The sequence below is a fragment of the Peptoniphilus catoniae genome, from assembly GCF_901447155.2.
Lineage (GTDB): Bacteria > Bacillota > Clostridia > Tissierellales > Peptoniphilaceae > Peptoniphilus_E > Peptoniphilus_E catoniae.
The window spans coordinates 16359-37584 of the sequence record NZ_LR588416.1; the positions used below are offsets into that span (position 1 = coordinate 16359).

Below are 21226 nucleotides of genomic sequence, written 5' to 3' on the forward strand. Positions count from 1 at the left end.
AAATTCTCCTATTTAAAATACCTATCTACAGTTATTTCACTTTTCTTTCCAAGCTCTTTTTCTATAGTATCTTCTACATAGTTTTTAAAATCTTGAACACTTTCCGCCTTTTCTATCTTTTGTGCATCAACTACAACATCTATATGAACTAAGTCATCTTCAAGGTAAATATCATGAAAGGAAATAAGCTTGTCGCTTTCTCTTACGACTTTTTTCATAAGATTCACAACTTCTCTTTCTTCCTTATTATAAGACCCTACAGGATCTACGTGAATTGAAACATTTAAGTCGTGCTCAGTTTCTATATCTTTCTCTATTTTATCAACAAGGTTGTGAGCTTCTACTAAACTCATATTATAAGGCACCTCAACATCCATGTTAATATAAGCCTTATCAGGTCCGAAATTCACTGCTATAATATCATGTACTCCAAGTATATTATCATAATTTAAAACTTTTTTCTCAATATCTCCTATTAACTCATCAGGAACCTTTCCAATCAGCTCAGCAAAGGTATCTCTAATAAGTTCATAGCCTGAATGAATAACAACAAGACTCACTAAAAAACCTACATATCCGTCAATGTGAACATTAAACATATTATAGACAATCATTGAAGCAACTACCACAGAGGTAATAACGACGTCTGAAAGAGAGTCCTTAGACTGAGCGTCAATAGGCATTGAGTTGATTTTTTTTGATACCCTGGAGTAGAAAAAGGTCATATAAAGTTTTGCTAAAATTGAAACTGTCATTATAATTATTGATACTAAATCAAACTCTATTGGTACCGGATTTCTGATTCTGTCAAAGGATACCTTCATAAATTGAAGGCCTATAAACAAAACCGATACAGAAACAAAAAGTGCTGATATATATTCTATTCTTCCGTGCCCATAAGGGTGTTCCTTATCCGGTGGCATGTGAGAAAGCTTAGCTCCCACAAAGGTAACAACTGATGACAGGCAATCTGTAATGTTGTTAATGGCATCTCCCAAAATAGAAACTGAGTTAGTGATAATAGATAATACCACCTTAAAGGCTGCCAACAAAATATTAAACATTAAGCCGTAAATTGCACTTAACATGGTTATTTTCGTTCTGTTCTCGTCTTTAGTGTTATACTTTCCTGCTTTTAATATTAGTTTTTCCATAAAATCCCCTTTTTTCCTTTAATGCTTGAACAATTATTATATCACTAGCAAAGTTAATAATAAACTTGTTTGTTGAAAAATTCACACCGGTGCTGTAAAATTAAGATAGGTGATATAGTTGAATAAACTGTTAATACAGTGTGATTACACAATACTTGACAATTATAAATATAAAATTTTAAAAGATAATCAGCCTTATTTAAATGCGGAAGTGGATTTTTATTCACCTGTAGTAAGCTTCTTAAAGGGCAACAAGATTTACTATTCCAAAATTTCAGTTAAAGACCTTGAAGAAAAAGAAGTTGTAGAAATCTACAAGCATCACCAAGGTCCTATTAGGGATACGCTTTTTTCTATTATTTTAGATAATATCACCTATAACGTAAGAGAGGGACGTAATTTTAAAATCCCGGATCTTTACATAAGAACGAATTTAGGTAAGCTTGTGATATGGGGAAAGATTAATTCTCAAGAATTTGAAATTTTTTTAAATGGTGAGCCTGTAGCTTCTATTAAAGGAAGTGTCAAATCAACTAAAACATACATACTTAACTATCTTGAGGACTACTCTTCTCTTGAAAAGCTTTTTCTTTCAATAGCTCTTATCTTAGATAATCTTTACCACGACTATTAATTGATAATAAAGCCTTGCTTAAATTTTTATAGCAAGGCTGTTTTGTAAACTCTATTTAAGTTAAAGAGATTTTTAGTGAAATTCGGAGGTTATTATGTTTAAAATAAGAAAATTTTCTATTCTTCTTCTTTTAACTATTATTCTTACATCTTGCACAAAAACGGCTGATAAATCCCTCTATGAATATAAGCACGAATATATGGCTGACGTTTCAAAAACAAGTGCTATTATTAATAAATTAGACTTTGGCAAATTCCTTAAATGGGACCACATGGCCTTTGAATATCCTGAAGATAAAAATATGCTGGTCCTTTATTATACAAGTAATGAGGATAAAATAGCCCAGGGTCAAGCTCAAAACATATTTAACAACTGCGTCAAGCTCTTCGCTCTTATCCATAACCTTGACGAAATTAAGGTTATCATTAACGATAAGGAAGCTTTCTACACAAATAAGCTTTCCATTGAAGAAGAAAAAATATTTTCCAAAAAATTTGAAGATTATTATACAAGTGAAGAATATTTTTATGAACTGGAAAATCAAATTAAAGATTTGGATAAGACCATGTTTGTATATGAAAATTTTGATATTTAACACATCTATAGGGGAAAAGAATGAAGGAAATAATGGAAAAAGAAGAAAACTCGAACTTTTATAAAAAATTACTCAAAATCAGTCTAATATCAATCGCTTTTTATTTTGCTCTTTACTATATAGATGGAGTAAGTAAAGCCTTGTCTAAACTTTTAGCTATTATGTCTCCATTTATTGTAGGCGGAGCAATTGCTTTTATACTTAAAATCCCTATGAACTTTTTTGAAAATAAAGTTTTCTCTTCAATTAAGTCACCTAAGTTTAAAAAGTTTAAAAGACCTTTGGCGGTACTTCTATCTCTTATAATTCTGCTGCTTATTATAAGCTTTTTAAGTGCTTTGGTTATACCTCAACTAATTAAGTCAATAATAACATTAAAGGAAAAGCTTCCTGTTTTTGTAAAGGAACTGGCAAATCTTATGAGAAGGGTTCCCTTTTTAGTTAAGTATGCAGACGCTATTGAAAACCTATATAGCAATCTATCTGTAGATGCCTTCCTTAAAAGTTTTGAAGATTTTATTTTTTCAAAAAATTCCAAACTTTTGTCAAAGGGTTTCAACTTTACAGCCTACTTGGCAAATTGGATTACAAATTCTCTCTTATCCCTAGTCTTTGCCCTTTATATTCTCTTTGATAAGGAGAAGCTTGCAAGGCAATCGAAAAAATTGCTTTATGCTCTTCTGTCAAAGGAAAAAGCAAACTATGCCCTACGCGCTTTTAGTCTTGCTCACGATTACTTTAACGCCTTTGTATCGGGACAAATTTTGGATGGACTTGTAATAGGTCTTATGACCTTTATTGGTATGATAGTAATGTCTATGCCTAATGCTGCTATGATTTCAGTAGTAGTTGCTTTCTCTGATCTAATTCCTATTATCGGGCCTATTATAGGCGCAGCTATAGGGGTCCTTTTTATTCTAATAGAGTCTCCTGCTAAATCTCTGATGTTTTTGATAATGATGCTGATTTTTCAACAGATTCAGGGAAATATTATCTATCCTAAAATTATGGGAGATAAGCTTAATCTTCCATCAATGTGGACCCTCTTTAGCGTAATAGTAGGGGGCTCCCTTATGGGTATTGTAGGTATGTGGATTTTTATACCAGCCTTTGCGGTAATTTACACTCTTTTATCCGAATACATCAATAAGCGATTAAATCAAAAAAAATATCAAATATAAAACAGGGTGGACTTTAATCACCCTGTTTTTCTTCTCTCATCATGTTAACTAAATTAATAAATTTGTCACTTACTTTTGAAACTTCGTTATTGTAATTATAAATAGTTTCGGAAATGTCTTGTGTCTTCTCTCCCTTAAGGGCTCTAGTTGCTTCAACTACCTTGTCAAACTCTTCATTTTGTATCTTAAAACTTTCTACAAAATCATCAAAATTTCTTTTTATTCGTATGTCGCTTTTTATAAATCTTGAGTCTGAGAGCTTTAGGTAGTAATCATAGTGGCTGTTTAGAGAGTTTTGTAGGGAGGTTAAATCTGAACTGTTAGATCCCTTTTCCATAAGGTCTGATATTACTTTCATCTGTACCTCATAAAGATCAAAGAAAGATTTGGTAAAGATTTCCATAAATTCTTCTGAACTTTCTATATCCTTATAATCAGGAGCTCTAAGATAATCATTTCCACTGGACCTATATTCAACAGCTGTATTTATAAGCAGGACTTGAGTAAATCTGTTTTCGCTAATTGAAAAGTCAAATATAGATGCCAAATCTCTTAACCTGTAATAATTATATCCTCCAATATTTATTCCCGGTATTACCAACTCTCTATTCTCTATGTAAATTTTCGACTTGGCGGGATAGCCTGTGGCAAATCTGTTGTATATGGAGCTTTCTTGTCCTGTATAATTTTTTCTTCTTATTATTCTTATTAAATCATTTTCTTCTTCATATATAATATCGAATCTTTTTGAAGTGTTTTTCAAAGCCTTGGCAAGGTCTCTTAGCCTATAGTAATTATATCCATCAACATTATAGGAATAAAAAGGTCTGGACTCCTCATTTACCTTTAGCTTATATGGACTTATGACTAAACCTTCCTCCATAGCATAGGATTTTTTTGCAAATATAATTACAAATAACAAGACCAGGTATATCTTTTTCATATCATACTCCTAAACTTTAGATCCTATTGAAATCAGCATTTTTATAATATCATAAATAGTCAATAAATAAAACATAGACCTATGGAGCTTTATTAACTTAAAGGTTATAATATTGATGGTGATAATGTGAATAAAAATAAGAAAAATAAAAAAAAGAGGCGAGCTAAATTGTTACTATTACTTATATTTTTAATTCCTCTTATATACAGTTTGTTTACTAAAAATCCTAAGGGAACAAATTTAGCCGGTGATTTTACAAATCCAATTGAGGTTAAATATATAGAAGATTTAAGCTACAGTAAAGATAATAAAACTGTCCATGAGCTTAATATATTTAAGGAAGAAATGGATTTAATAGAAAAGGCTGAGGACTTTTTAATTATAGATTTATTTCTATATAATGACGACTATACAAAATCATCTATTCAATATCCAACTTCCGTATCTGATATGACAGATGCCATTATAGCTAAAAAAAATAGAAATCCTTCCATGCCCATAGTCTTTATAACAGATCCCATTAACAACTTCTATGGTGCCTATGAGCAGACCCATCTTAAAAGATTAAAGGATGCCGGAATAAATGTAGTCGTTACAGATCATAACAAAATGAGAGACAGCAATCCTATTTTTTCGGGCTACTACAGATTCTTTATTAAATGGTTTGGCATAGGAGAAAAGGGATTTATAAGAAACTTCTTTGATGCTAATGGTCCTAAGGTTACTATAAGATCAATTTTAAAGCTTGCAAACTTTAAAGGCAATCACAGAAAAGTTTTTATAAGTGAAAATGAAGCCATGATTGCATCGGCAAACCCTCACGATCCAAGCTCCTTCCACTCAAATGTAGCCCTAAGATTTAAGGGAGAGGCTATTAAAGATCTTATAGAATCTGAAAAGTCTGTTGTTGAATTTTCAGGAGGAGACTTCCCGGATATAAAGGTGTCTGATAATTTTAAGGGCAAAGACGAAAATATAAAATTGAGAATTTTAACTGAATCTGAAATTTTAAAGGCCCTTCTTGAAAACATTAATAGGGCTGAATCTGAAGATGAAATTTATATAGGTATCTTCTACCTATCCGACTTTAAGGTCCTTAAATCTCTTGCTAGTGCTTCTGATAGAGGTGTTAAAATAAAAATAGTTGCCGATCCTAATAAGGACGCCTTCGGTATAGAAAAAAACGGCAATCCCAACAGGTCAGCTCTTTGTACTTTGGCAGAGAAAAACGAAAACATAGACCTTAGGTGGTATGACACAAGGGGTGAACAGTACCATACTAAAATGGCATTTTTTAAATATAATAAATCCAAGCTTGCCCATGTAATTTTAGGATCTGCAAACTTTACCAAAAGAAACCTTGAAAATTATAATCTTGAAACAGATGTTGAACTGGTAACTGACCTGTCAGGTGAAATTCCCCTTCAAATTTCAAATTACTTTAAAAGAGTTTGGAACAATGAGGACGGCAACTACACCCTTCCTATGGAGACCTACTATGAAGATTCTCCTTTAATGAATATTTTATGGAGATTTCAAGAATTTACCGGTTTATGCACCTGGTAGGATGTAAAATTTTAAAAATTTTATATAAACCAAAAAGAGTCTTAAGCATATAGCTTAGGACTCTTTCTTAGATTATTATTTACTCTTCTTCATCATCTTTAACTTCTTCATGCTTGGAAGCTTCTTCTTCAAGTTTTTTCTTGGCAAGGTATTCTGCCTTAACCTTTTCTTCTACTTCTTTTGATATATCTATTTTAACCTTTTTGGTTTCTGAAATTTCTACAGGGCCTCCTATAGTAAATACAAGCTTGCCTTCTTCATTTATTCTGCAAGTCAATTCAAGCTCGCCATTGGGTTGGTGGATAGTTGCCTTAAAATTTTCGTCCCTTTTATCATTATTAAGATAATAGCCAAGGGCCACTGTTCCTGATGCACAAGATGATTCTCTAACAAGAGTGTCTGCTTCTACTACCTCTACATAAGGTACCATTGATGAGTCTTCCTTGTTATAAAACAAAACTCCATAGGCCTTTGATTCAATTTTATTCTTAGCCGCATCAATTACTTTTTTTACAAAATCCTTGTCTTCTTTCCTATCATCTATAATAACGTGAGTTATTCCTGAAAGTTCAACTATTTTATAAGACTTGCCTTCCACTTCAAGCTCTCCGACTGAAATAGCTTCAGGAAGTTCTATATAGGCGGTGTTGTTTATAGTGTTTGCCAAAACATATATAGGGTGGTCTATACCGCTTACATATACTTCCATGTTATATTCGCCCTTTTCTTCTAAAAAGGTTGCTGAATATAAACCGTAGGCTCTCGTTGCATTGCCGCAAAATTCTCCTCCCGCCATGTCAAGTCTTAGTGGAGGTCCATCATAGCTTGGACTTATAAAGCCCACCTGCTCAACGGAGCTGTCTATCTGTTCCATAATAGCCTTGGTATAGGCAGGTCTAAAACCCGGATATACCGGCCAAACTACAAAACCTGTAATATTTCCTGCAGGGTTTGCTACAAAAAAATCAAAACTTTGTATCATATTAATTCACTTCCCTTAAATCTTTTTTCATAATCCTTATAGCAACATCGGGATATTCCATGCTTAAAAGGCCCATGGCACTTAATATATAATCCTTATCTATAAAGTATTCAGGATCCTTAGGGTTTAAGGTTTCAGGATCGTTATTTATTAAAGAGCTTAAAATTTTAACAGGCTTTTTGGCGTGGACCAAAACTCCTCCGGTACCTATCACATTTTTAAGATTAGTAAGGTCCTTACCTGTTTGATAGTAAACGTACCTGGTTTTTGTAAATCTCCTTGTAAGAACACCTACATGGCGGTTAACTGCGTGTTGAGTTGCAACACTTGCCATTGCTGCATCAAATTCAAAATCCCTTTGGGTCTTGGGAACAAATTTTATATCCCCGACTCTTTTCTTTATGCCTTCAAGTATATTTTGACGGCTTGGCAAAAATCTTGAAATTTCTTCATCTCCTGATGCTTCATAAAGACTTAGAGCGGAGTACCTCATTCCCAAATCTCCCTCTACAGTTCTTTTTGCAAGAGGCTCCAAAAGGCCTTCATATATAACTGTATTGTCCGTAGGGTGTCCGTAACCTATAGAGTGAACATCTGTAGTTGCTCCCCCTATATCAACAACCATAAGATCCCCTATTCCCTTTTCTTTTTCAGTGCCTAAAGATAGGGCCTGTGCAGCCTTAATAACTGCTTGTGGTGTCGGCATTAAAATCCCGTCAATTTCATCTTCCACATTATTCATACCCTTTGCCTTTACAATCCTATCCATAAATATTTTTCTTATGGTTTCTCTGGCACTTTCTGCATTTAAAATATTTACAGCAGGCATTACATTTTCAGTAACATAATAGTTCATGTTCGCCTCTTTAAATATTTTTTCAACTTCTTCCAGGGCATCTGAGTTAACTGCAACAACTACAGGTATCTTAAGTCCTATTGTCGCCAAACTCTTTGCATTGTTTATAACGTTAATTCTATTTCCGTGTTCAGTTCCTCCGGAAAAAAGAATTATATCACAGGGGGAATTTTTAATTTCTTCCAAATCTTTTTCAGGAAGCTCATAATAGTAGGTCTTTAAAATTCTTGCTCCGGCACCAAGAGCTGATCTTTTTGCAGCTTCAGCTGTAAGGTTTTTAGTAAGGCCTATGGCTATCATTTTAAGGCCTCCTGCAGCTGATGAACAGGCCAGTACTCTATCAGGCTTAGGATCTTCTCCCAAATCTTCTTTCATTTTTTTATAGGCTTCGTCATAGCCTATTCTAACATCTTTTTCAACTGTAGTTATAGCGGAACTTCTTGCTATTATTTCTTCCTTATCCATATCGACTAAGGTCAACTTTGTATATGTTGATCCGAAGTCTACTAATAATATTCTCATGCTATCACCTAATATAAAAGTCAATATAAAAACGGGACTTCAGAGGTCCCGTTTGTTTTTAGTTAATTTCAGCTTCAACCTTTTCAAGAATAGGTGCAATTCTCTTATCAAGATCTTCAAGAGATTTTGCCATTTTATCCTTTAAGTCCTTTACATAAGCTTCATCTTTAATTGAGCCAAGATTTATTTTTACGTTATAAAAAGCTCCTGTAACTGCTAATTTTATATTTAATACTCCAACGCCGACATCTGTTATTGCATTTTTGTTTCCAATTTCAAGAAGCTTTTCAGCATAAGGAATAAGTTCTATTGTCTTTAATCCAACTGTTAGAGGTATATTTGCCGCATTTTTATATTCTTCCTGAATCTTTGCACTTCTTGCAGCTTTTTCCTCTTCTGTTTCCTTAGGAAGTTTAAAGGCTTTCATAACTCCATTAAATGAATTTGCGTCTTTATCTATAAAATCTACAAATTCTTTTTCAAAAGCTTCCAACTCTCCAATAAGAGGTTTTACTTCTTCATGAACACTTTCATAATTCTTACTTTTTACAGTAAGATTAGCAACCATTGCTAAAAGTGCCGCAGCTTGTGCAGCTGCAAGAGCTGAAACTGATCCGCCACCTGGAGCCGGTGAATCTGAAGCTGTTTCGGCTACAAAGTCTTTAACTGATAAATCTTTTAACATTTTTCCTCCTTAGAATAATCCTGTCATTGTTCCGTCTGCTGATACATCCATTTTGTCAGCTGCAGGTACTTTTGGAAGTCCCGGCATAACCATAATGTTTCCTGTTTCGCAAACTATAAATCCTGCACCTGCAGAAACTCTTACTGTTTGAACGTTAATTTCAAATCCTTCAGGAGCTCCTACTGCCTTAGGATCATCTGTGAAGGAGTATTGAGTCTTTGCCATACAAATAGGCATTTTATCTAATCCGAGTTCTTCAAGAGTCTTAATTTCTTTTTTAGCTGCAGGGCTTAAAACAACTTTTCCGCCATGATAGATTTCTTTAACAATTTTATTAAGTTTTTCTTCAATTGTTAGGTTTACATCGTAAAGAGGCTTATAGTCTGCTTTTTCTTCGTCAGTTACCTTAACTACTATTTCAGCAAGTTCTTTAACGCCTTCGCCGCCTTTTGCCCAACCTTCGCAAAGTGCAACCTTTACTCCGTATTCTTCACATTTTTCCATTAAAGCTTGGATTTCAGCTTCTGTATCGTCTGCAAATCTGTTTACTGCTACTATTGCAGGTATACCGAATTTTCTAATGTTTTCAATGTGACGTCCAAGGTTAGCAAAACCGTCTTTAAGTGCTTGTACGTTTTCTTCTTTAAGTTGATCCTTTGCTACTCCACCATGCATTTTTAGAGCTCTTATTGTAGCAACTATTACTGCTGCTGATGGTTTTAATCCGCCGAATCTACATTTTATATCAAGGAATTTTTCTGCTCCAAGGTCAGCACCGAATCCTGCCTCTGTAACAAGATAATCTCCCATTTTTAAGCCAAGTTTTGTTGCTATTAATGAGTTACATCCGTGTGCAATGTTTGCAAATGGTCCACCGTGAATTAGTGCTGGTGTGTTTTCAAGAGTTTGAACAAGGTTAGGTTTAATTGCATCTTTTAGAAGCATTGCCATTGCACCTTGTGCATTTAGATCTCCTGCTGTTACCGGCTTTCCTTCAAGGTTATAAGCAACAATCATCTTAGATAGTCTTTCCTTTAGGTCGGGTAGGTCGCTTGCCAAGCAAAGTGCAGCCATAATTTCTGATGCTACAGTTATCATAAAGTGATCTTCTCTTGTAAATCCACAGGCTTTTCCGCCCAAACCTATTACTATGTTTCTAAGAGATCTGTCGTTCATATCAAGAACTCTCTTCCAAGTAATTCTTCTTGAGTCTATGCCAAGCTTGTTGCCTTGGTGGATATGATTGTCAATTAAAGCAGCTAAAAGGTTGTTTGCTGCAGTCATGGCATGTAGGTCCCCTGTAAAGTGAAGGTTAATATCTTCCATAGGTACTACTTGTGAATATCCGCCGCCTGCTGCTCCGCCCTTAATTCCGAAGACAGGTCCTAGAGATGGTTCTCTAAGTGCTACTATGGCATTTTTACCTATTTTGTTAAGTCCTTGAGCAAGTCCGATTGATACTGTTGATTTGCCTTCTCCTGCAGGTGTAGGAGTGATTGCTGTAACAAGAACAAGCTTTCCATCTTTATTTGATTTTAATCTTTCAATAGCATCAAAGGAAATCTTAGCCTTGTATTTACCGTAATTTTCAATTTCTTCTTCTTTAATTCCGCATTTTTTAGCTACTTCAACAATTGGAAGCATCTTAGCTTCATCAGCTATTTGTATATCTGTTTTAAATTCTGCCATAAAATCCTCCTTTATTTTTTATAAAATTATCTCAAAACTCCAGCTTATTATATTACAATTATTCTTCAATTAAAAGTGTTTCAAGTACTTGCTCAGGTTTAAAGTCTTCAATTTGCATGTAGTATGCTGCTGAATCAATTAGAGCTTGTAGAGGAATCAATCCTATAAGTTCTGTGTTTGCTACGGTTACTCCATAACGCTTAGCTTCAGACTTAATCATTTCAAGTGCTTGATATACTCTTGTCTTTTCAAAGTTTACAAGGTTCATTGATACTTGAACTTGTCCCTTTTCTTCAAGAGCAAGACCTATACCTTTAACATATCTAAGTCCTCCACCAATATGACGAACTTTTCTTGCTATAGCATCTGCTATTTCCAATTTATCAGTATTTAAGTTTACGTTAAAAGCAATTAAGTGGAACCTTGCAGCAACACCTGTTACACCGCTTTTAGCATTCATTTCTTGAGGTCCGAAATCAGGTTTCCATTCAGGTTGTTTAATTTTTTCAAAGAAAGCTTCATATTGTCCCTTACGAACTTTTGCCAAGTTTTGTCTTTCAGGAGTGGTAGCAGCGTCTTCATATAGATAAACAGGAATTCCCATTTCTCCTATTGCTTTACCGGTTCTTCTTGCATATTCTATACAGTCTTCAGTTGTTACTTCTGTTACAGGAACGAAAGGTACAACGTCAACTGCTCCCATTCTAGGATGACCGCCTGTATGTTTTGTCATATCTATAACTTCTATTGCAACTTTTACAGATTCAAGAACAGCTTTAATAACTGCTTCAGGCTCTCCTATGACCTCTACAACAAGTCTGTTGTGGTCCTTATCTGGTTGATAATCTATTAGCTTTACATTTTCCTTAGCTCTGAAACATTCAACTATTTTATCGATCTTTTCAGCGTCTCTTCCTTCTGAATAGTTGGGAATACACATTACTCTCTTCATTAATATACCTCCTAAATTAATATCTCATTAACTCTCTTGTTGAGAGTAACAGATCTCAATCTACAAATCGTCTAATAAATAACATAGTTTACAAAGCTTAGAGGATATTTTTACAACTCTTATAAGTGGCTTTATAGCCTTGTTTAAAAAGGTTTATTATAAGTGATTTATAGACTTTTTTCTTCATAAAAATAGAAGGAGCCTTGGCCCCTTCACTATTTTTTAATTATTTTTGATCCTTATATCCTTCTCTTATAACCTTGTATTCTCCTGTTTCGGTATTAAGATCATAAATGTTGAAGTTAGTCTTAATATCAAAGCCTTCATAATGAGTTGCAAGGTTAATTGAACGAGATCCGTCTTCACCGCTTCTTACTCTATGAAATACATTTACAGGCCAAACTAATACTGCTCCACCATCTACTACTCTCTTGCCGTTGTGCTCAATATATTCTGGAGTTACAACAAAGCTTTCAACCTTTCCATGTTCTACACTGTAAAGGTCAACGTGTCTTTCACCTGCGAGTACAAATAGGTTGTCATCTTGATGTGTATGCATATACCAAGGTCTTTCCACTCCTTCTACAGATCCCGGGGATATAGCGGCACCCTTATGAATAACTCTGTCTATGGCATCTACCTTCATTACATTTGATTTTCCTATTACATCAAATACAACACCTTCTGTTTTTCTAAATTCTTTTAATTTTAAAATTCGATATAATCCCTTTACTTCTTCTATAATATTGTCCATAAAAAACCTCCTAGTTCATTAAATATATTATTTTTATAATCGACACTACTAATATACCCTTTATTTTTAATTTATATCTTTTTGCTATATGTTTTTTATGGCAATAAATTTAGGCCGCTTCTCTTATATTTATAAAGATATTTTCATACATGTCCTTTATCTTAAAAAGTATTCCCTTTTGAGTAACCCTGTCCTTATTTATTAAGTCAAGTTTTAAAATTTCTTCCCCATTCATTGTGTATTTTACACTGCCAAGAGTTTCTCCAACATCTATAGGAGGTTTAAGGTCCTCCTTAAAAATAAATTCTCTTTTAATTTCACTTTTACCATCCCAAAGAATTGAACCTTGTGATTTCTCATAAAGATCAATTTTATCTTGAGCAGCATTTTCAATTTTTATGCTTGTTATGGCATTTTCAGGGTCTCCTATGTAGATATACTTGTACTTTTTAAAACCCTCTTCCATAAGTTTGTTTGCAGCAACATATCTTGCCCAGTCACTTGGAGAGCCTGTCGTTATACCTATGAGTCTTGTATCAAGGCTCTTTTTCTCTTCTCCTTTTTGTAGTCCTGTGCTTATTAGGCATCTTCCTGCAGCATTTGTATAGCCTGTTTTAAGTCCGTCAATCCCTTCAACTATTCCAAGAGAGGGATTTGTATTATATTCTACAAAGTTTCTGTCCGGCTCCTCTATTTTATCTTTTGATGTTATTTCCAAAACTTCAGGATGTTTCATAATAAGCTCCCTTGCTAAAAGAAACATCTCTCTTGTAGTCATTTTATTATAATCTTCAATTTCATAGTTTGTAAGGCCTGTGGGGTTAACCATAGAAGCATTTTTAAGCCCAAGCTCCTTGCACTTGTCATTCATCATTTCCACAAAGGCTTCCTGAGATCCGGCAATGTGTTTAGCAAGGGCTGTTATAGCGTCGTTTCCGGATACGATTAAAGAGGCCTCCAGTAATTCCTGTACTGTCCTTTGATCATTTTCCTTTAATTTATAGCTTGATCCTCCTAAAAGTGCAGCTTCCCTATCTATTAAAACTATATCATCCTTGGATATGCTTCCTCTTTCGAGCTCGTCCAGGACTACAAATACTGCAACGAGCTTAGATGTTGATGCCATTGCCCTTACTTCATCTATATTATAGGATTCTAAAATTTTTCCGCTTTTATAGTCCCCTAGAAGATAAGACTTAGTAAGCTCCGTAAGAGGTTTTGCTTTTAAGCTTTCAATTTTTAAAGCTTCTTCATAGGTCGCCCTTTGAACTCCATTTTTTGTGGGTACCCAAATATTTTGATTTCTTATTTCTTCAGTTTCTTTTGTTTCAACTTTTTTGGAAGCATTTCCGGTCTTACTTGTATCTGATATCTTTTGTCCAAGGACTCCTGAAGGAAATAGTACAACTATTGCCAACATCAGGCAAAGAAATTTTTTCATTTACTCACTCCTATATAATGTTAAAAGCTACAAGGAACTTATTTCTAAAATTAATAATTATCCAAAAAGCTTATTATTTCTCCATTATTTTTATAAGCTATTATAGCTCCAAGGTCAACATTTTCAGCAGACCTTAAAATATTAATATCAACATTTTTATTTGTCTTTTTAAGATCTTCTATAAGATCCTTTATAAAGAACCTCATGTTTCCTTCTTTTTTCTCCGTTACGGTGCAGGCACAGTCAAGAGCCTTAAGCCCCGTAAAATTCATAAAGCTTTTAATGGATTCTTCCTTTATATAATACATGGGTCTTATAAGCTCCAGGCCTTCAAAATTTTTAGAATGTAGTTTAGGCATCATGGTCTTGTAATTGCCGGCAAAAAGTACATTTAATAAAATTGTTTCAACTACATCATTAAAATGATGTCCCAAGGCCAGCTTGTTGCAGCCAAGCTCCTGAGCCTTAGAATATAGATTTCCCCTTCTCATTCTGGCGCACATATAACAGGGATTATCCCCGTCCAGTCTGTTTGCCACTTCAAATATATCAGACTCGTGAACCTTAACCGGTATGTGAAGCATTTTACAATTATATTCTAAAAGCTCACGATTTTCCTTTCTATATCCCGGATCCATAGCAATAAATTCAAGCTCAAATTTTCTCTTACTATGCTTTTGAAGCTCCTGAAAAAGCTTTGCCAAGGTTAGAGAATCCTTGCCTCCTGATATGGCTACGGCAATTTTGTCTCCGTCATCTATCATTTCATAATCCTTAATGGCCTTTATGAAATTTGACCAAATATATTTTCTATAAGTCTTTATAAGAGATCTTTCTATATCACTAATAGTTTTTACTTTCTTATCCAAAACAGTCCCCTTCTATTTATTATCTATGACTTTCTTTGCTATACTATTATAAGTGCATAGCATTTTATTTTACAAGTGCCTTGAATTTATTTTTGGTGTAAAATGCTTACAGGAGAGATTGCTATGAAAAAGAAAAACTTTTTAAATTTCATTTTAGGCCTTGGAGTAATTCTTATAGGTCTTGCTTGGATTGTTGTATCATACATTAACACTTCAAGTGTAAGAGCACAAGGCAACTTTATAATAGGCTATATGTTTCCTGCCCTGGGACTTATTTTTATCCTTATGGGTGTCTTCCTTATAAGCTCCTATTTAAGAGACAGGGAGAAAGACAAAATCCCGGAAGATTTTAATGAGGAAGATGAATTTAACAATATTTATATTATGCCATCAAGGGAAAGAAAGCACATAGATGCTAAGGATAGATATCGTATAAATGAAAATTCAAAGAAAATGAAATCAAGGCTTGATTATCTTAAGGAAGATTTTTTAAGGGAAAAAGGAAACAGTAACACGCTTCCCAATGATATTTATTCTTCAACTGAAGAAATTACCGTTAATAACTCTCTAAGTAATAAAGACTTATCTCCTAAGGATAAAAGGTCTTATAAATACTGTCCCTACTGTGGAGAGTCTTTAGATGATAATTTTAACTACTGCCCCTATTGCGGCAAAAGTTTTGTAAAAAAATAAGAGTAGACTCTTTTGTCTACTCTTTTTCATTTATCTTATACTCTCATAAGTCCATCTACATGAAGAACTTGTCCTGAAATGTAAGAAGCTTTTTCACTTGCCAAAAATGCAAAGGCTTGAGCTATATCTTCAGGTTCTCCAAGTCTTTTTAGAGGAATTGCATTAATTAGCGGCTTAATCATTTCATCTGAAAGGGCACTTACCATATCAGTGTTGGTAATTCCGGGAGCCACAGCATTAACACGAATACCATAGGGAGCAAGCTCTCTTGCTAAAGCAAGGGTAAAGCCGTTAACTGCGAACTTGCTTGTAGGATAAGCTATTCCACTTGGTTGAGCATCTCTACTTACCATTGATGAAGTGTTAAGTATACAGCCTGATTTTTGTTCCACCATAGTATCATAAACTGCTCTTGAACAATTAAACACAGCTACAATATTAATATCTATTACCTTTTCAAACATTTCCTGTGTATAGGTTGAAAAAGGCTCTGATGCTGATACTCCGGCATTATTTACAAGTATATCAATACGACCGTACTTCTCTTTTATCTTGTCAAAGCATTCCTTTACACTGTTGTAATCCTTAAGGTTAGGATAGACTCCTTCAACCTTTGCATCAGGATTATCAGCCTTAATTTCTTTAAGAGCCTTGTTAACAGTTTCTTCTCTTGAACCTGCTAAAATTACCTTAGCTCCTTCTTTTAGAAACTCCTTTACAGTTGCCTTTCCTATACCTCTGGTTCCTCCTGTTATTATTGCTACCTTATCTTTTAGTAACATGACTTCCTCCTCTTTTAATATTACAAAAACCACTATATGTTTTAAAAGCACAAGCTAATTTAAGCTAAGTGTTAAATAACAATAACCTTTAGTATTATACCCAATCTTTAGTGCAAAACCTTTAATTTGCAAAAAATTATCAATAATAAATGAAATTAATGTCTACTTGTAATACAATTGGTCAACTGTTTCTATTTTATTCTTTGCATCTTTAATAGAACCTGTAAATATATATTTCTTTGAATATCGATAAAATTCTTTTTTTATATCTTCCGATTTTTTCTCATCAGACTCCATAAGAAGAGCTAGGGCATAGCGACTGTAAAATCCTATAATCATTTTAGATAGGTACTTGTCTAAAAATTCCTTGTAGTCTTCAGTGTAATAGCTATTAAAGTCCTCAGTTTTTCCATTAACAAGACTTATATATACAAGCTCGTTAACCACAGACATCTTTTGAAGCTCTCCTGTTAAGAATTCTTTATTTAGTGCCTTCTTATAATACTTTTCTGCAAGTTTCTCCTCTAAAAGCTCCCCATAATAGTCCCCTAACAAAACATAGCCTTCAGCAAATTCAAAATTTGTTTTTTTAAGATAATTTATTTCATCCTCATCAAAATCCGAAAGACCCTTGCCATTGGCAAGAAATTTACTTAGCTTTAAGCTATAAGAAGTAAATATTCTATATTCTTCATGCATATCCATGTATTTTGCATTCATTGCATCATTTGCTATAGCTGATGAAAATGCTATTCCATTAAAAGCTGCTGAAATCATTCCCATGGCAAAGAAGTAGAGTAGAAAAACTCTCAAAAAATATTCCTTGGCAAAGATAAAGAAAAAAACTGCTGAAAATGAAAAAATAAGATTGGAAATAACTCCTCCATACATATAGAGTTTGTAACTATAATTAGAATATGCCTTGGCCTTAGGTGCAAGAAGAGCCTGTCCTCCTGTTCCTGGTATGTTAAACCTGCCTAAGGTAAAACCCTCTTGTCTTTTTACGAGTGCTAAATTTCCAACTCTAAACATTATAAATTCATAACCCTTTGCCAACCCTGCAACTAAATGACCTAACTCATGTAAAACAACTTGACTTAAAATCGCAAGGGCAAGTAGAAATAGCTTTATAAAGTGAATAAAAAATCCGTAGCTTTCCTTTATCGCCTCATAATTTGCCGTACTGTCATCTATATAGCCTGAAAAATATCCTATGGCAAAGGAAAAAACCACAATATAAATAAAGATCAATAGTCTTTTTAACTTCTTCATAAAAAACCTCCGTTAAACAGTATATTATCTTTAAGCTAATTCTTCAATTAAATTCAAGGACTTAATTGTAAAAGGAGGTTAAGTAAAATTAAATCTCTCTGACTTTTAATTTTAATAATTAGTTTATAAAAAATAAAAACACCGTGATTGTAATCACAGTGCTTTATTTTATATATTTACTCACTTAGGGTTTAACCTGATTAAACCTATAAATAAAAGGATTGCCTACAGGAAAGTTTATAATTGCTTCCCCGACTCTAAGATTAGCCAAGTCCCAGTTCTCAACTACATAGGCATCTCGAATTTCTTCAACGATACCTCTGTTTTGTATAGAAGACATAAACACTTCCTTCTTTCTATTTTTTCCATGAAGGTCCTGAATATAGTTTTTAGAGCTTGCATCATTAACCTTAAAACAAATACTTGTTAAGAAGCCTGATAGCAAAGATTTCGAACGATTTTCCTTATATATTTCATAAATCTGTTCTATGTTTTGAATTCCTATTATAAATTTAATACCTAGACTTCTTCCAAAGTTAACCCCGTCATCTATATGACTTAGATTTGGAAGCAGACTGAACTCGTCAACTATAAAATATGTGTTTCCTTCTGTCTTCTTTCTTGACAGGGCTTCCTTTATTGCAAGATCAAAAAGCAGAGTATAAATAGGCGATAAAACCTTACCTACTGCCAAATCATACTCAATAAAGCATCGTCTGCCACCCTTTGCTCTTACCAGGTTTCTTATGGAAAGATCTCCCTCTTTTTTAAAGTTGCCGAGAAAAACCTCCCTTACTCCCTGTTGCAATTCTGAAATAACTCCCTGAGTCTGACCTGAACGATCATCTGATATATAAGATATCATGTTGGTAAAGTCCCTATGCTGACCAATCATTCTCCTTATTAAATCAGGACTTGATTCGTCGAGAAAATCCCTTAATAATTTGTTGTTTACTTCTATTTTGTCCCTGCTTCTATAAAAATGAGTCAAAATAGCTGAAAATATATCTCTTGCAGCCATGGGAAAAAATTGTTGAGATGTATTTTTTATCTTATCTTGAAAAATTGTAGATGCAATTTCCAAAATACTCTCCTCGGGACTTGAGGAATCTATTTCATTAAATATATTCCAATAGTTTTGTCCAAGGGGACCTGTGGCAGTTTCATCGTTGCTTATTACAATATCTCCCTTTCTGTAAAAACTCTCGCGAAATTCTCCCTTAGTATCAAAAATTATAAAAACATCCTTATCGGTAGCTTTTTCGCTAAGCTGATCTATAAGCTGAAAAAATACATTGGTCTTGCCTGTGCCTATACTTCCCATAATCAACATATGCTTGCTTAAAAGCTCCCTTGTTAAGGGCAGATTCATAAGATTTCCTTTGTAATCCCTGCCGTAAAAATAAATCGGATCGGTGCCCTTTTCTATAATTCCGGGATTAAGATCTAAGGAGTTACCTGTAAATACTTCAGTCTTTTTGAGCAATGTTTCATCCCCCTAAGCTTTTACCTGCTTATCTCATCTGTAGACATATATTCTTCCTCTGATTCCAAGCTTTCCTCATAGGCCTTTTTTTCTTCTTCTCTTTCCTTCAATTCCTCTTCGTAAGCTTCTCTTTTTTGTTGCCTTGCTTCAAGCTCTTCCTCGTAAGCTTCCCTTTGCTGTTGCCTTGCCTCAAGCTCTTCCTCGTAAGCTTCCCTTTGCTGCTCCTCTTCTGTTTCCATGTTAAACTTTTCGAGATCAAGGTTTATATCTTCTTCATTTACCTCTTCAAGGTTGTACTTCTCATTCTCTTCCTGAGTCTTTTCAAAATCCTCACCATAGTCAAGACCGCTACCTATTAAAAACAAGGCTTCCTTAGCAAGTCTTACCATGGCTAAACTTTTTAATAGAGATGCTTGAAAAATATTAGGATTTTCAGGAGCATAATCAAAAACAGGTTTAATTGAAGGACCGTTTTTTAAATCAAGAAGTTTTGAAAAATTTAAGCCTACAGTAAAGTTTCCGATTTTTGCCTTGGGCTTAAAGGCTAAATCAAAATCAAGGTTTTTAAAGTCCATTTTGGCACTTGTATCAAGTCCTATATTAAAGGTGTTGTCCTTTGTCTTAAAAAATATAGTTTCCACTCCGTGACTTGTTCCGGAGGGAGAAATCTCAGATGTAGTGCTTAGTCCATCTAAAATTTTGCCCTTGGACTTTAGGCTTAAAGCATCTAAGCCGGGTATTGCTCCCTCTGAAGGATTAAAAAGTTTTTCATAATCGAGCTTCAAATTTGAACCATTAATGAAATTAAATTCAGTTGCTCCCAGGGAGGATTTTTTTATACCGACCTCATTATTTATATAAAATTGATTGTTAAGGACATTTAAAAGCTCATTATAGGATTGACCCTTGTTTTGATTAAGATTATATTTTTCACTAAGTTCCTTAGAAACTGATTCTAAATTAGAGACTTTGGAGTTGCCGATATTGTACAAGGCTTTAAGGCTATCAGTTAGATATTCTTCCATTTATTTATACCGTAATCACCTTGAGTTTGAATATCAGAAATAATTGCTCCCACTTCTCTAAGAGCAAGGTCTGTCTCAGGTGTGGGAAGAACATAATCGAATCCTGAGTTTTCTGACTTATTATCTACAAAAAGTCCTAAAAATCTTCTTTTTCTTCTTTCAATGAAAATTACTGATGATTTCGCCCTTGTATCCATGTAGAAGGTTAAATTTGGAATTTGGCTGAAAACCCAAAGGCGAATAATATAGTATACAAAAAATATAATGTCTAAAATAATATAAATAAGGAACATAAATCCATCAGGAGTATCGTAGTATCCGTAATAGCCGTAGTTCGAAAATATAGGTAGATAGGATTCTATAACACCCGTCCCTAAGAGTAAGGTGACTCCGGTTAAAATAACAGTGGCGGCAAGTAAAGATAAAAAATTGTTTTTCTTTATAAGGATACTTGCAAGAATGCCTATGGCTATGAAAACAAAGCCTGAAAATTTTATTGCAGTGGGGCTATCATAAAACAGCCTTGCATTTATTCCCAATAGTATTGATGAAATAAATGAAGTTAAAATCAAACCTAAAATAAATTTACCTACATGGGGAATATAATTTTTAGAAGCACTCATACCTGCAATTTCATTTAAATTAAATTCATTTTGCAAATTAGTTGTTCCGTTTATATTTCTTCCCTTGGCTGAAAATAAAACTCTCTTATTTGTTACAAGAAGTTTACCTATTGATTTTGAATAAGTAAAGAAACCTAGAAATACATTTTTAAAAACAGTCAGATCATATTGTCTAACAGGTATTTCTCCTTCACTGCTGGCTATAATTTCAGGTACAATTATTCCGCCTGAATAGTTCATTTCATCATTCATCTTCTTGTAGTCGTTTACCTTTTCCTTAAAGGATTCTCCAACTTTTTCTTGAAATTTTCCCTGCCAGTAGTTGAAATCGTCTTTTAAATTCTTATCTTCAAAGGATTTATTATTGCCCCCTTGATAATTAAAGTTTTGTTGACCTGTATGATTTTGAAAGTTTTGACTTCCTTGTCCTTGGGCATTGTTATAGGTGTTTTGGTTTTTTGTGCAATCGCAAACTTCTCCTTCTTCTAAAGGTCTGCCGCACTTTGTACAAAATTTTGCCAT

General features: G+C 33.9%; 20 protein-coding genes. 5 read left to right on the top strand and 15 right to left on the bottom strand.

Features of this window, described 5'->3' with window-relative positions; all coding sequences use genetic code 11:
* Positions 1-8 precede the first annotated feature (8 nt).
* Positions 9-1154: a cation diffusion facilitator family transporter gene (locus PEPCATONIAE_RS06290; RefSeq protein ID WP_138160283.1), complete on the bottom strand. Its 1146-nt coding sequence runs from the start codon at positions 1152-1154 to the stop codon at positions 9-11.
* A gap of 118 nt (positions 1155-1272) precedes the next feature.
* Between PEPCATONIAE_RS06290 and PEPCATONIAE_RS06295 the strand changes: the two genes are divergently transcribed.
* The 3 genes from PEPCATONIAE_RS06295 (at position 1273) to PEPCATONIAE_RS06305 (ending at position 3564) form a co-directional block, all read left to right on the top strand.
* Positions 1273-1788, top strand: coding sequence for an LURP-one-related/scramblase family protein (locus PEPCATONIAE_RS06295; protein WP_138160284.1), 516 nt, complete (start codon positions 1273-1275; stop codon positions 1786-1788).
* Between the two features lie 94 nt (positions 1789-1882).
* Positions 1883-2383, top strand: a complete 501-nt coding sequence (locus PEPCATONIAE_RS06300; protein ID WP_138160285.1) for a DUF4825 domain-containing protein — start codon at positions 1883-1885, stop codon at positions 2381-2383.
* Between the two features lie 20 nt (positions 2384-2403).
* Positions 2404-3564 (top strand): AI-2E family transporter, encoded by a 1161-nt coding sequence (locus PEPCATONIAE_RS06305; RefSeq protein WP_138160286.1) that lies wholly within the window; start codon positions 2404-2406, stop codon positions 3562-3564.
* Positions 3565-3577: 13 nt separating this feature from the next.
* On the opposite strand, the gene PEPCATONIAE_RS06310 is transcribed toward PEPCATONIAE_RS06305, so the two are convergent.
* Positions 3578-4507: a hypothetical protein gene (locus tag PEPCATONIAE_RS06310; protein WP_138160287.1), complete on the bottom strand. Its 930-nt coding sequence runs from the start codon at positions 4505-4507 to the stop codon at positions 3578-3580.
* Between the two features lie 168 nt (positions 4508-4675).
* Between PEPCATONIAE_RS06310 and PEPCATONIAE_RS06315 the strand changes: the two genes are divergently transcribed.
* Positions 4676-6073 carry a phospholipase D-like domain-containing protein gene (locus PEPCATONIAE_RS06315; RefSeq protein ID WP_246060448.1) on the top strand — a complete coding sequence of 466 codons (1398 nt, stop codon included), beginning with the start codon at positions 4676-4678 and terminating at the stop codon, positions 6071-6073.
* 79 nt (positions 6074-6152) lie between these two features.
* On the opposite strand, the gene PEPCATONIAE_RS06320 is transcribed toward PEPCATONIAE_RS06315, so the two are convergent.
* The 8 genes from PEPCATONIAE_RS06320 to PEPCATONIAE_RS06355 all read right to left on the bottom strand — a co-directional run bounded on the left by PEPCATONIAE_RS06320 (position 6153) and on the right by PEPCATONIAE_RS06355 (position 14823).
* Positions 6153-7055 (bottom strand): histidine racemase CntK family protein, encoded by a 903-nt coding sequence (locus PEPCATONIAE_RS06320; RefSeq protein ID WP_138160289.1) that lies wholly within the window; start codon positions 7053-7055, stop codon positions 6153-6155.
* Between the two features lies 1 nt (position 7056).
* Positions 7057-8433: a methylaspartate mutase accessory protein GlmL gene (gene glmL / locus PEPCATONIAE_RS06325; RefSeq protein WP_138160290.1), complete on the bottom strand. Its 1377-nt coding sequence runs from the start codon at positions 8431-8433 to the stop codon at positions 7057-7059.
* Between the two features lie 58 nt (positions 8434-8491).
* Complete coding sequence (locus PEPCATONIAE_RS06330) at positions 8492-9118, bottom strand: cyclodeaminase/cyclohydrolase family protein (protein WP_138160291.1); 627 nt, start codon at positions 9116-9118, stop codon at positions 8492-8494.
* 9 nt (positions 9119-9127) lie between these two features.
* Positions 9128-10807 (bottom strand): formate--tetrahydrofolate ligase, encoded by a 1680-nt coding sequence (locus PEPCATONIAE_RS06335; RefSeq protein ID WP_138160292.1) that lies wholly within the window; start codon positions 10805-10807, stop codon positions 9128-9130.
* A gap of 58 nt (positions 10808-10865) precedes the next feature.
* Positions 10866-11759: a glutamate formimidoyltransferase gene (gene ftcD, locus PEPCATONIAE_RS06340; RefSeq protein ID WP_138160293.1), complete on the bottom strand. Its 894-nt coding sequence runs from the start codon at positions 11757-11759 to the stop codon at positions 10866-10868.
* A gap of 226 nt (positions 11760-11985) precedes the next feature.
* Complete coding sequence (locus PEPCATONIAE_RS06345) at positions 11986-12513, bottom strand: hypothetical protein (RefSeq protein ID WP_138160294.1); 528 nt, start codon at positions 12511-12513, stop codon at positions 11986-11988.
* Between the two features lie 109 nt (positions 12514-12622).
* On the bottom strand, positions 12623-13954 hold the full coding sequence (locus tag PEPCATONIAE_RS06350) for a D-alanyl-D-alanine carboxypeptidase family protein (protein ID WP_138160295.1): 1332 nt from the start codon (positions 13952-13954) through the stop codon (positions 12623-12625).
* 50 nt (positions 13955-14004) lie between these two features.
* Positions 14005-14823: a tRNA 2-thiocytidine biosynthesis TtcA family protein gene (locus PEPCATONIAE_RS06355; RefSeq protein WP_138160296.1), complete on the bottom strand. Its 819-nt coding sequence runs from the start codon at positions 14821-14823 to the stop codon at positions 14005-14007.
* A gap of 123 nt (positions 14824-14946) precedes the next feature.
* On the opposite strand from PEPCATONIAE_RS06355, the gene PEPCATONIAE_RS06360 reads away from it, so the two are divergent.
* On the top strand, positions 14947-15516 hold the full coding sequence (locus tag PEPCATONIAE_RS06360) for a zinc ribbon domain-containing protein (protein WP_180339363.1): 570 nt from the start codon (positions 14947-14949) through the stop codon (positions 15514-15516).
* A 35-nt stretch (positions 15517-15551) separates the two neighbouring features.
* Here the strand turns inward: PEPCATONIAE_RS06360 and PEPCATONIAE_RS06365 are convergent, their stop codons facing one another.
* The 5 genes from PEPCATONIAE_RS06365 to PEPCATONIAE_RS06385 form a co-directional block, all read right to left on the bottom strand.
* The gene (locus tag PEPCATONIAE_RS06365) at positions 15552-16298 is read right to left on the bottom strand and encodes an SDR family NAD(P)-dependent oxidoreductase (protein WP_138160298.1); all 747 of its coding nucleotides are present in this window, start codon (positions 16296-16298) and stop codon (positions 15552-15554) included.
* Between the two features lie 162 nt (positions 16299-16460).
* The gene (locus PEPCATONIAE_RS06370; RefSeq protein ID WP_138160299.1) at positions 16461-17570 is read right to left on the bottom strand and encodes a site-2 protease family protein; all 1110 of its coding nucleotides are present in this window, start codon (positions 17568-17570) and stop codon (positions 16461-16463) included.
* A 184-nt stretch (positions 17571-17754) separates the two neighbouring features.
* Positions 17755-19056 carry a type IV secretory system conjugative DNA transfer family protein gene (locus PEPCATONIAE_RS06375; protein WP_138160300.1) on the bottom strand — a complete coding sequence of 434 codons (1302 nt, stop codon included), beginning with the start codon at positions 19054-19056 and terminating at the stop codon, positions 17755-17757.
* 20 nt (positions 19057-19076) lie between these two features.
* On the bottom strand, positions 19077-20081 hold the full coding sequence (locus tag PEPCATONIAE_RS06380; protein WP_138160301.1) for a hypothetical protein: 1005 nt from the start codon (positions 20079-20081) through the stop codon (positions 19077-19079).
* Positions 20066-21226, bottom strand: coding sequence for a hypothetical protein (locus tag PEPCATONIAE_RS06385; protein ID WP_138160302.1), 1161 nt, complete (start codon positions 21224-21226; stop codon positions 20066-20068). The genes PEPCATONIAE_RS06380 and PEPCATONIAE_RS06385 overlap by 16 nt, the downstream gene beginning before the upstream one ends.

Coding starts and splice junctions, on each gene's coding strand:
- PEPCATONIAE_RS06320 (WP_138160289.1), bottom strand. CDS start 7,055: ATGATACAAAGTTTTGATTTTTTTGTAGCAAACCCTGCAGGAAATATT.
- PEPCATONIAE_RS06305 (WP_138160286.1), top strand. CDS start 2,404: ATGAAGGAAATAATGGAAAAAGAAGAAAACTCGAACTTTTATAAAAAA.
- PEPCATONIAE_RS06300 (WP_138160285.1), top strand. CDS start 1,883: ATGTTTAAAATAAGAAAATTTTCTATTCTTCTTCTTTTAACTATTATT.
- PEPCATONIAE_RS06290 (WP_138160283.1), bottom strand. CDS start 1,154: ATGGAAAAACTAATATTAAAAGCAGGAAAGTATAACACTAAAGACGAG.
- PEPCATONIAE_RS06350 (WP_138160295.1), bottom strand. CDS start 13,954: ATGAAAAAATTTCTTTGCCTGATGTTGGCAATAGTTGTACTATTTCCT.
- PEPCATONIAE_RS06370 (WP_138160299.1), bottom strand. CDS start 17,570: ATGAAGAAGTTAAAAAGACTATTGATCTTTATTTATATTGTGGTTTTT.
- PEPCATONIAE_RS06380 (WP_138160301.1), bottom strand. CDS start 20,081: ATGGAAGAATATCTAACTGATAGCCTTAAAGCCTTGTACAATATCGGC.
- PEPCATONIAE_RS06360 (WP_180339363.1), top strand. CDS start 14,947: ATGAAAAAGAAAAACTTTTTAAATTTCATTTTAGGCCTTGGAGTAATT.
- PEPCATONIAE_RS06385 (WP_138160302.1), bottom strand. CDS start 21,226: ATGGCAAAATTTTGTACAAAGTGCGGCAGACCTTTAGAAGAAGGAGAA.
- PEPCATONIAE_RS06330 (WP_138160291.1), bottom strand. CDS start 9,118: ATGTTAAAAGATTTATCAGTTAAAGACTTTGTAGCCGAAACAGCTTCA.
- PEPCATONIAE_RS06310 (WP_138160287.1), bottom strand. CDS start 4,507: ATGAAAAAGATATACCTGGTCTTGTTATTTGTAATTATATTTGCAAAA.
- glmL (WP_138160290.1), bottom strand. CDS start 8,433: ATGAGAATATTATTAGTAGACTTCGGATCAACATATACAAAGTTGACC.
- PEPCATONIAE_RS06345 (WP_138160294.1), bottom strand. CDS start 12,513: ATGGACAATATTATAGAAGAAGTAAAGGGATTATATCGAATTTTAAAA.
- PEPCATONIAE_RS06335 (WP_138160292.1), bottom strand. CDS start 10,807: ATGGCAGAATTTAAAACAGATATACAAATAGCTGATGAAGCTAAGATG.
- PEPCATONIAE_RS06365 (WP_138160298.1), bottom strand. CDS start 16,298: ATGTTACTAAAAGATAAGGTAGCAATAATAACAGGAGGAACCAGAGGT.
- ftcD (WP_138160293.1), bottom strand. CDS start 11,759: ATGAAGAGAGTAATGTGTATTCCCAACTATTCAGAAGGAAGAGACGCT.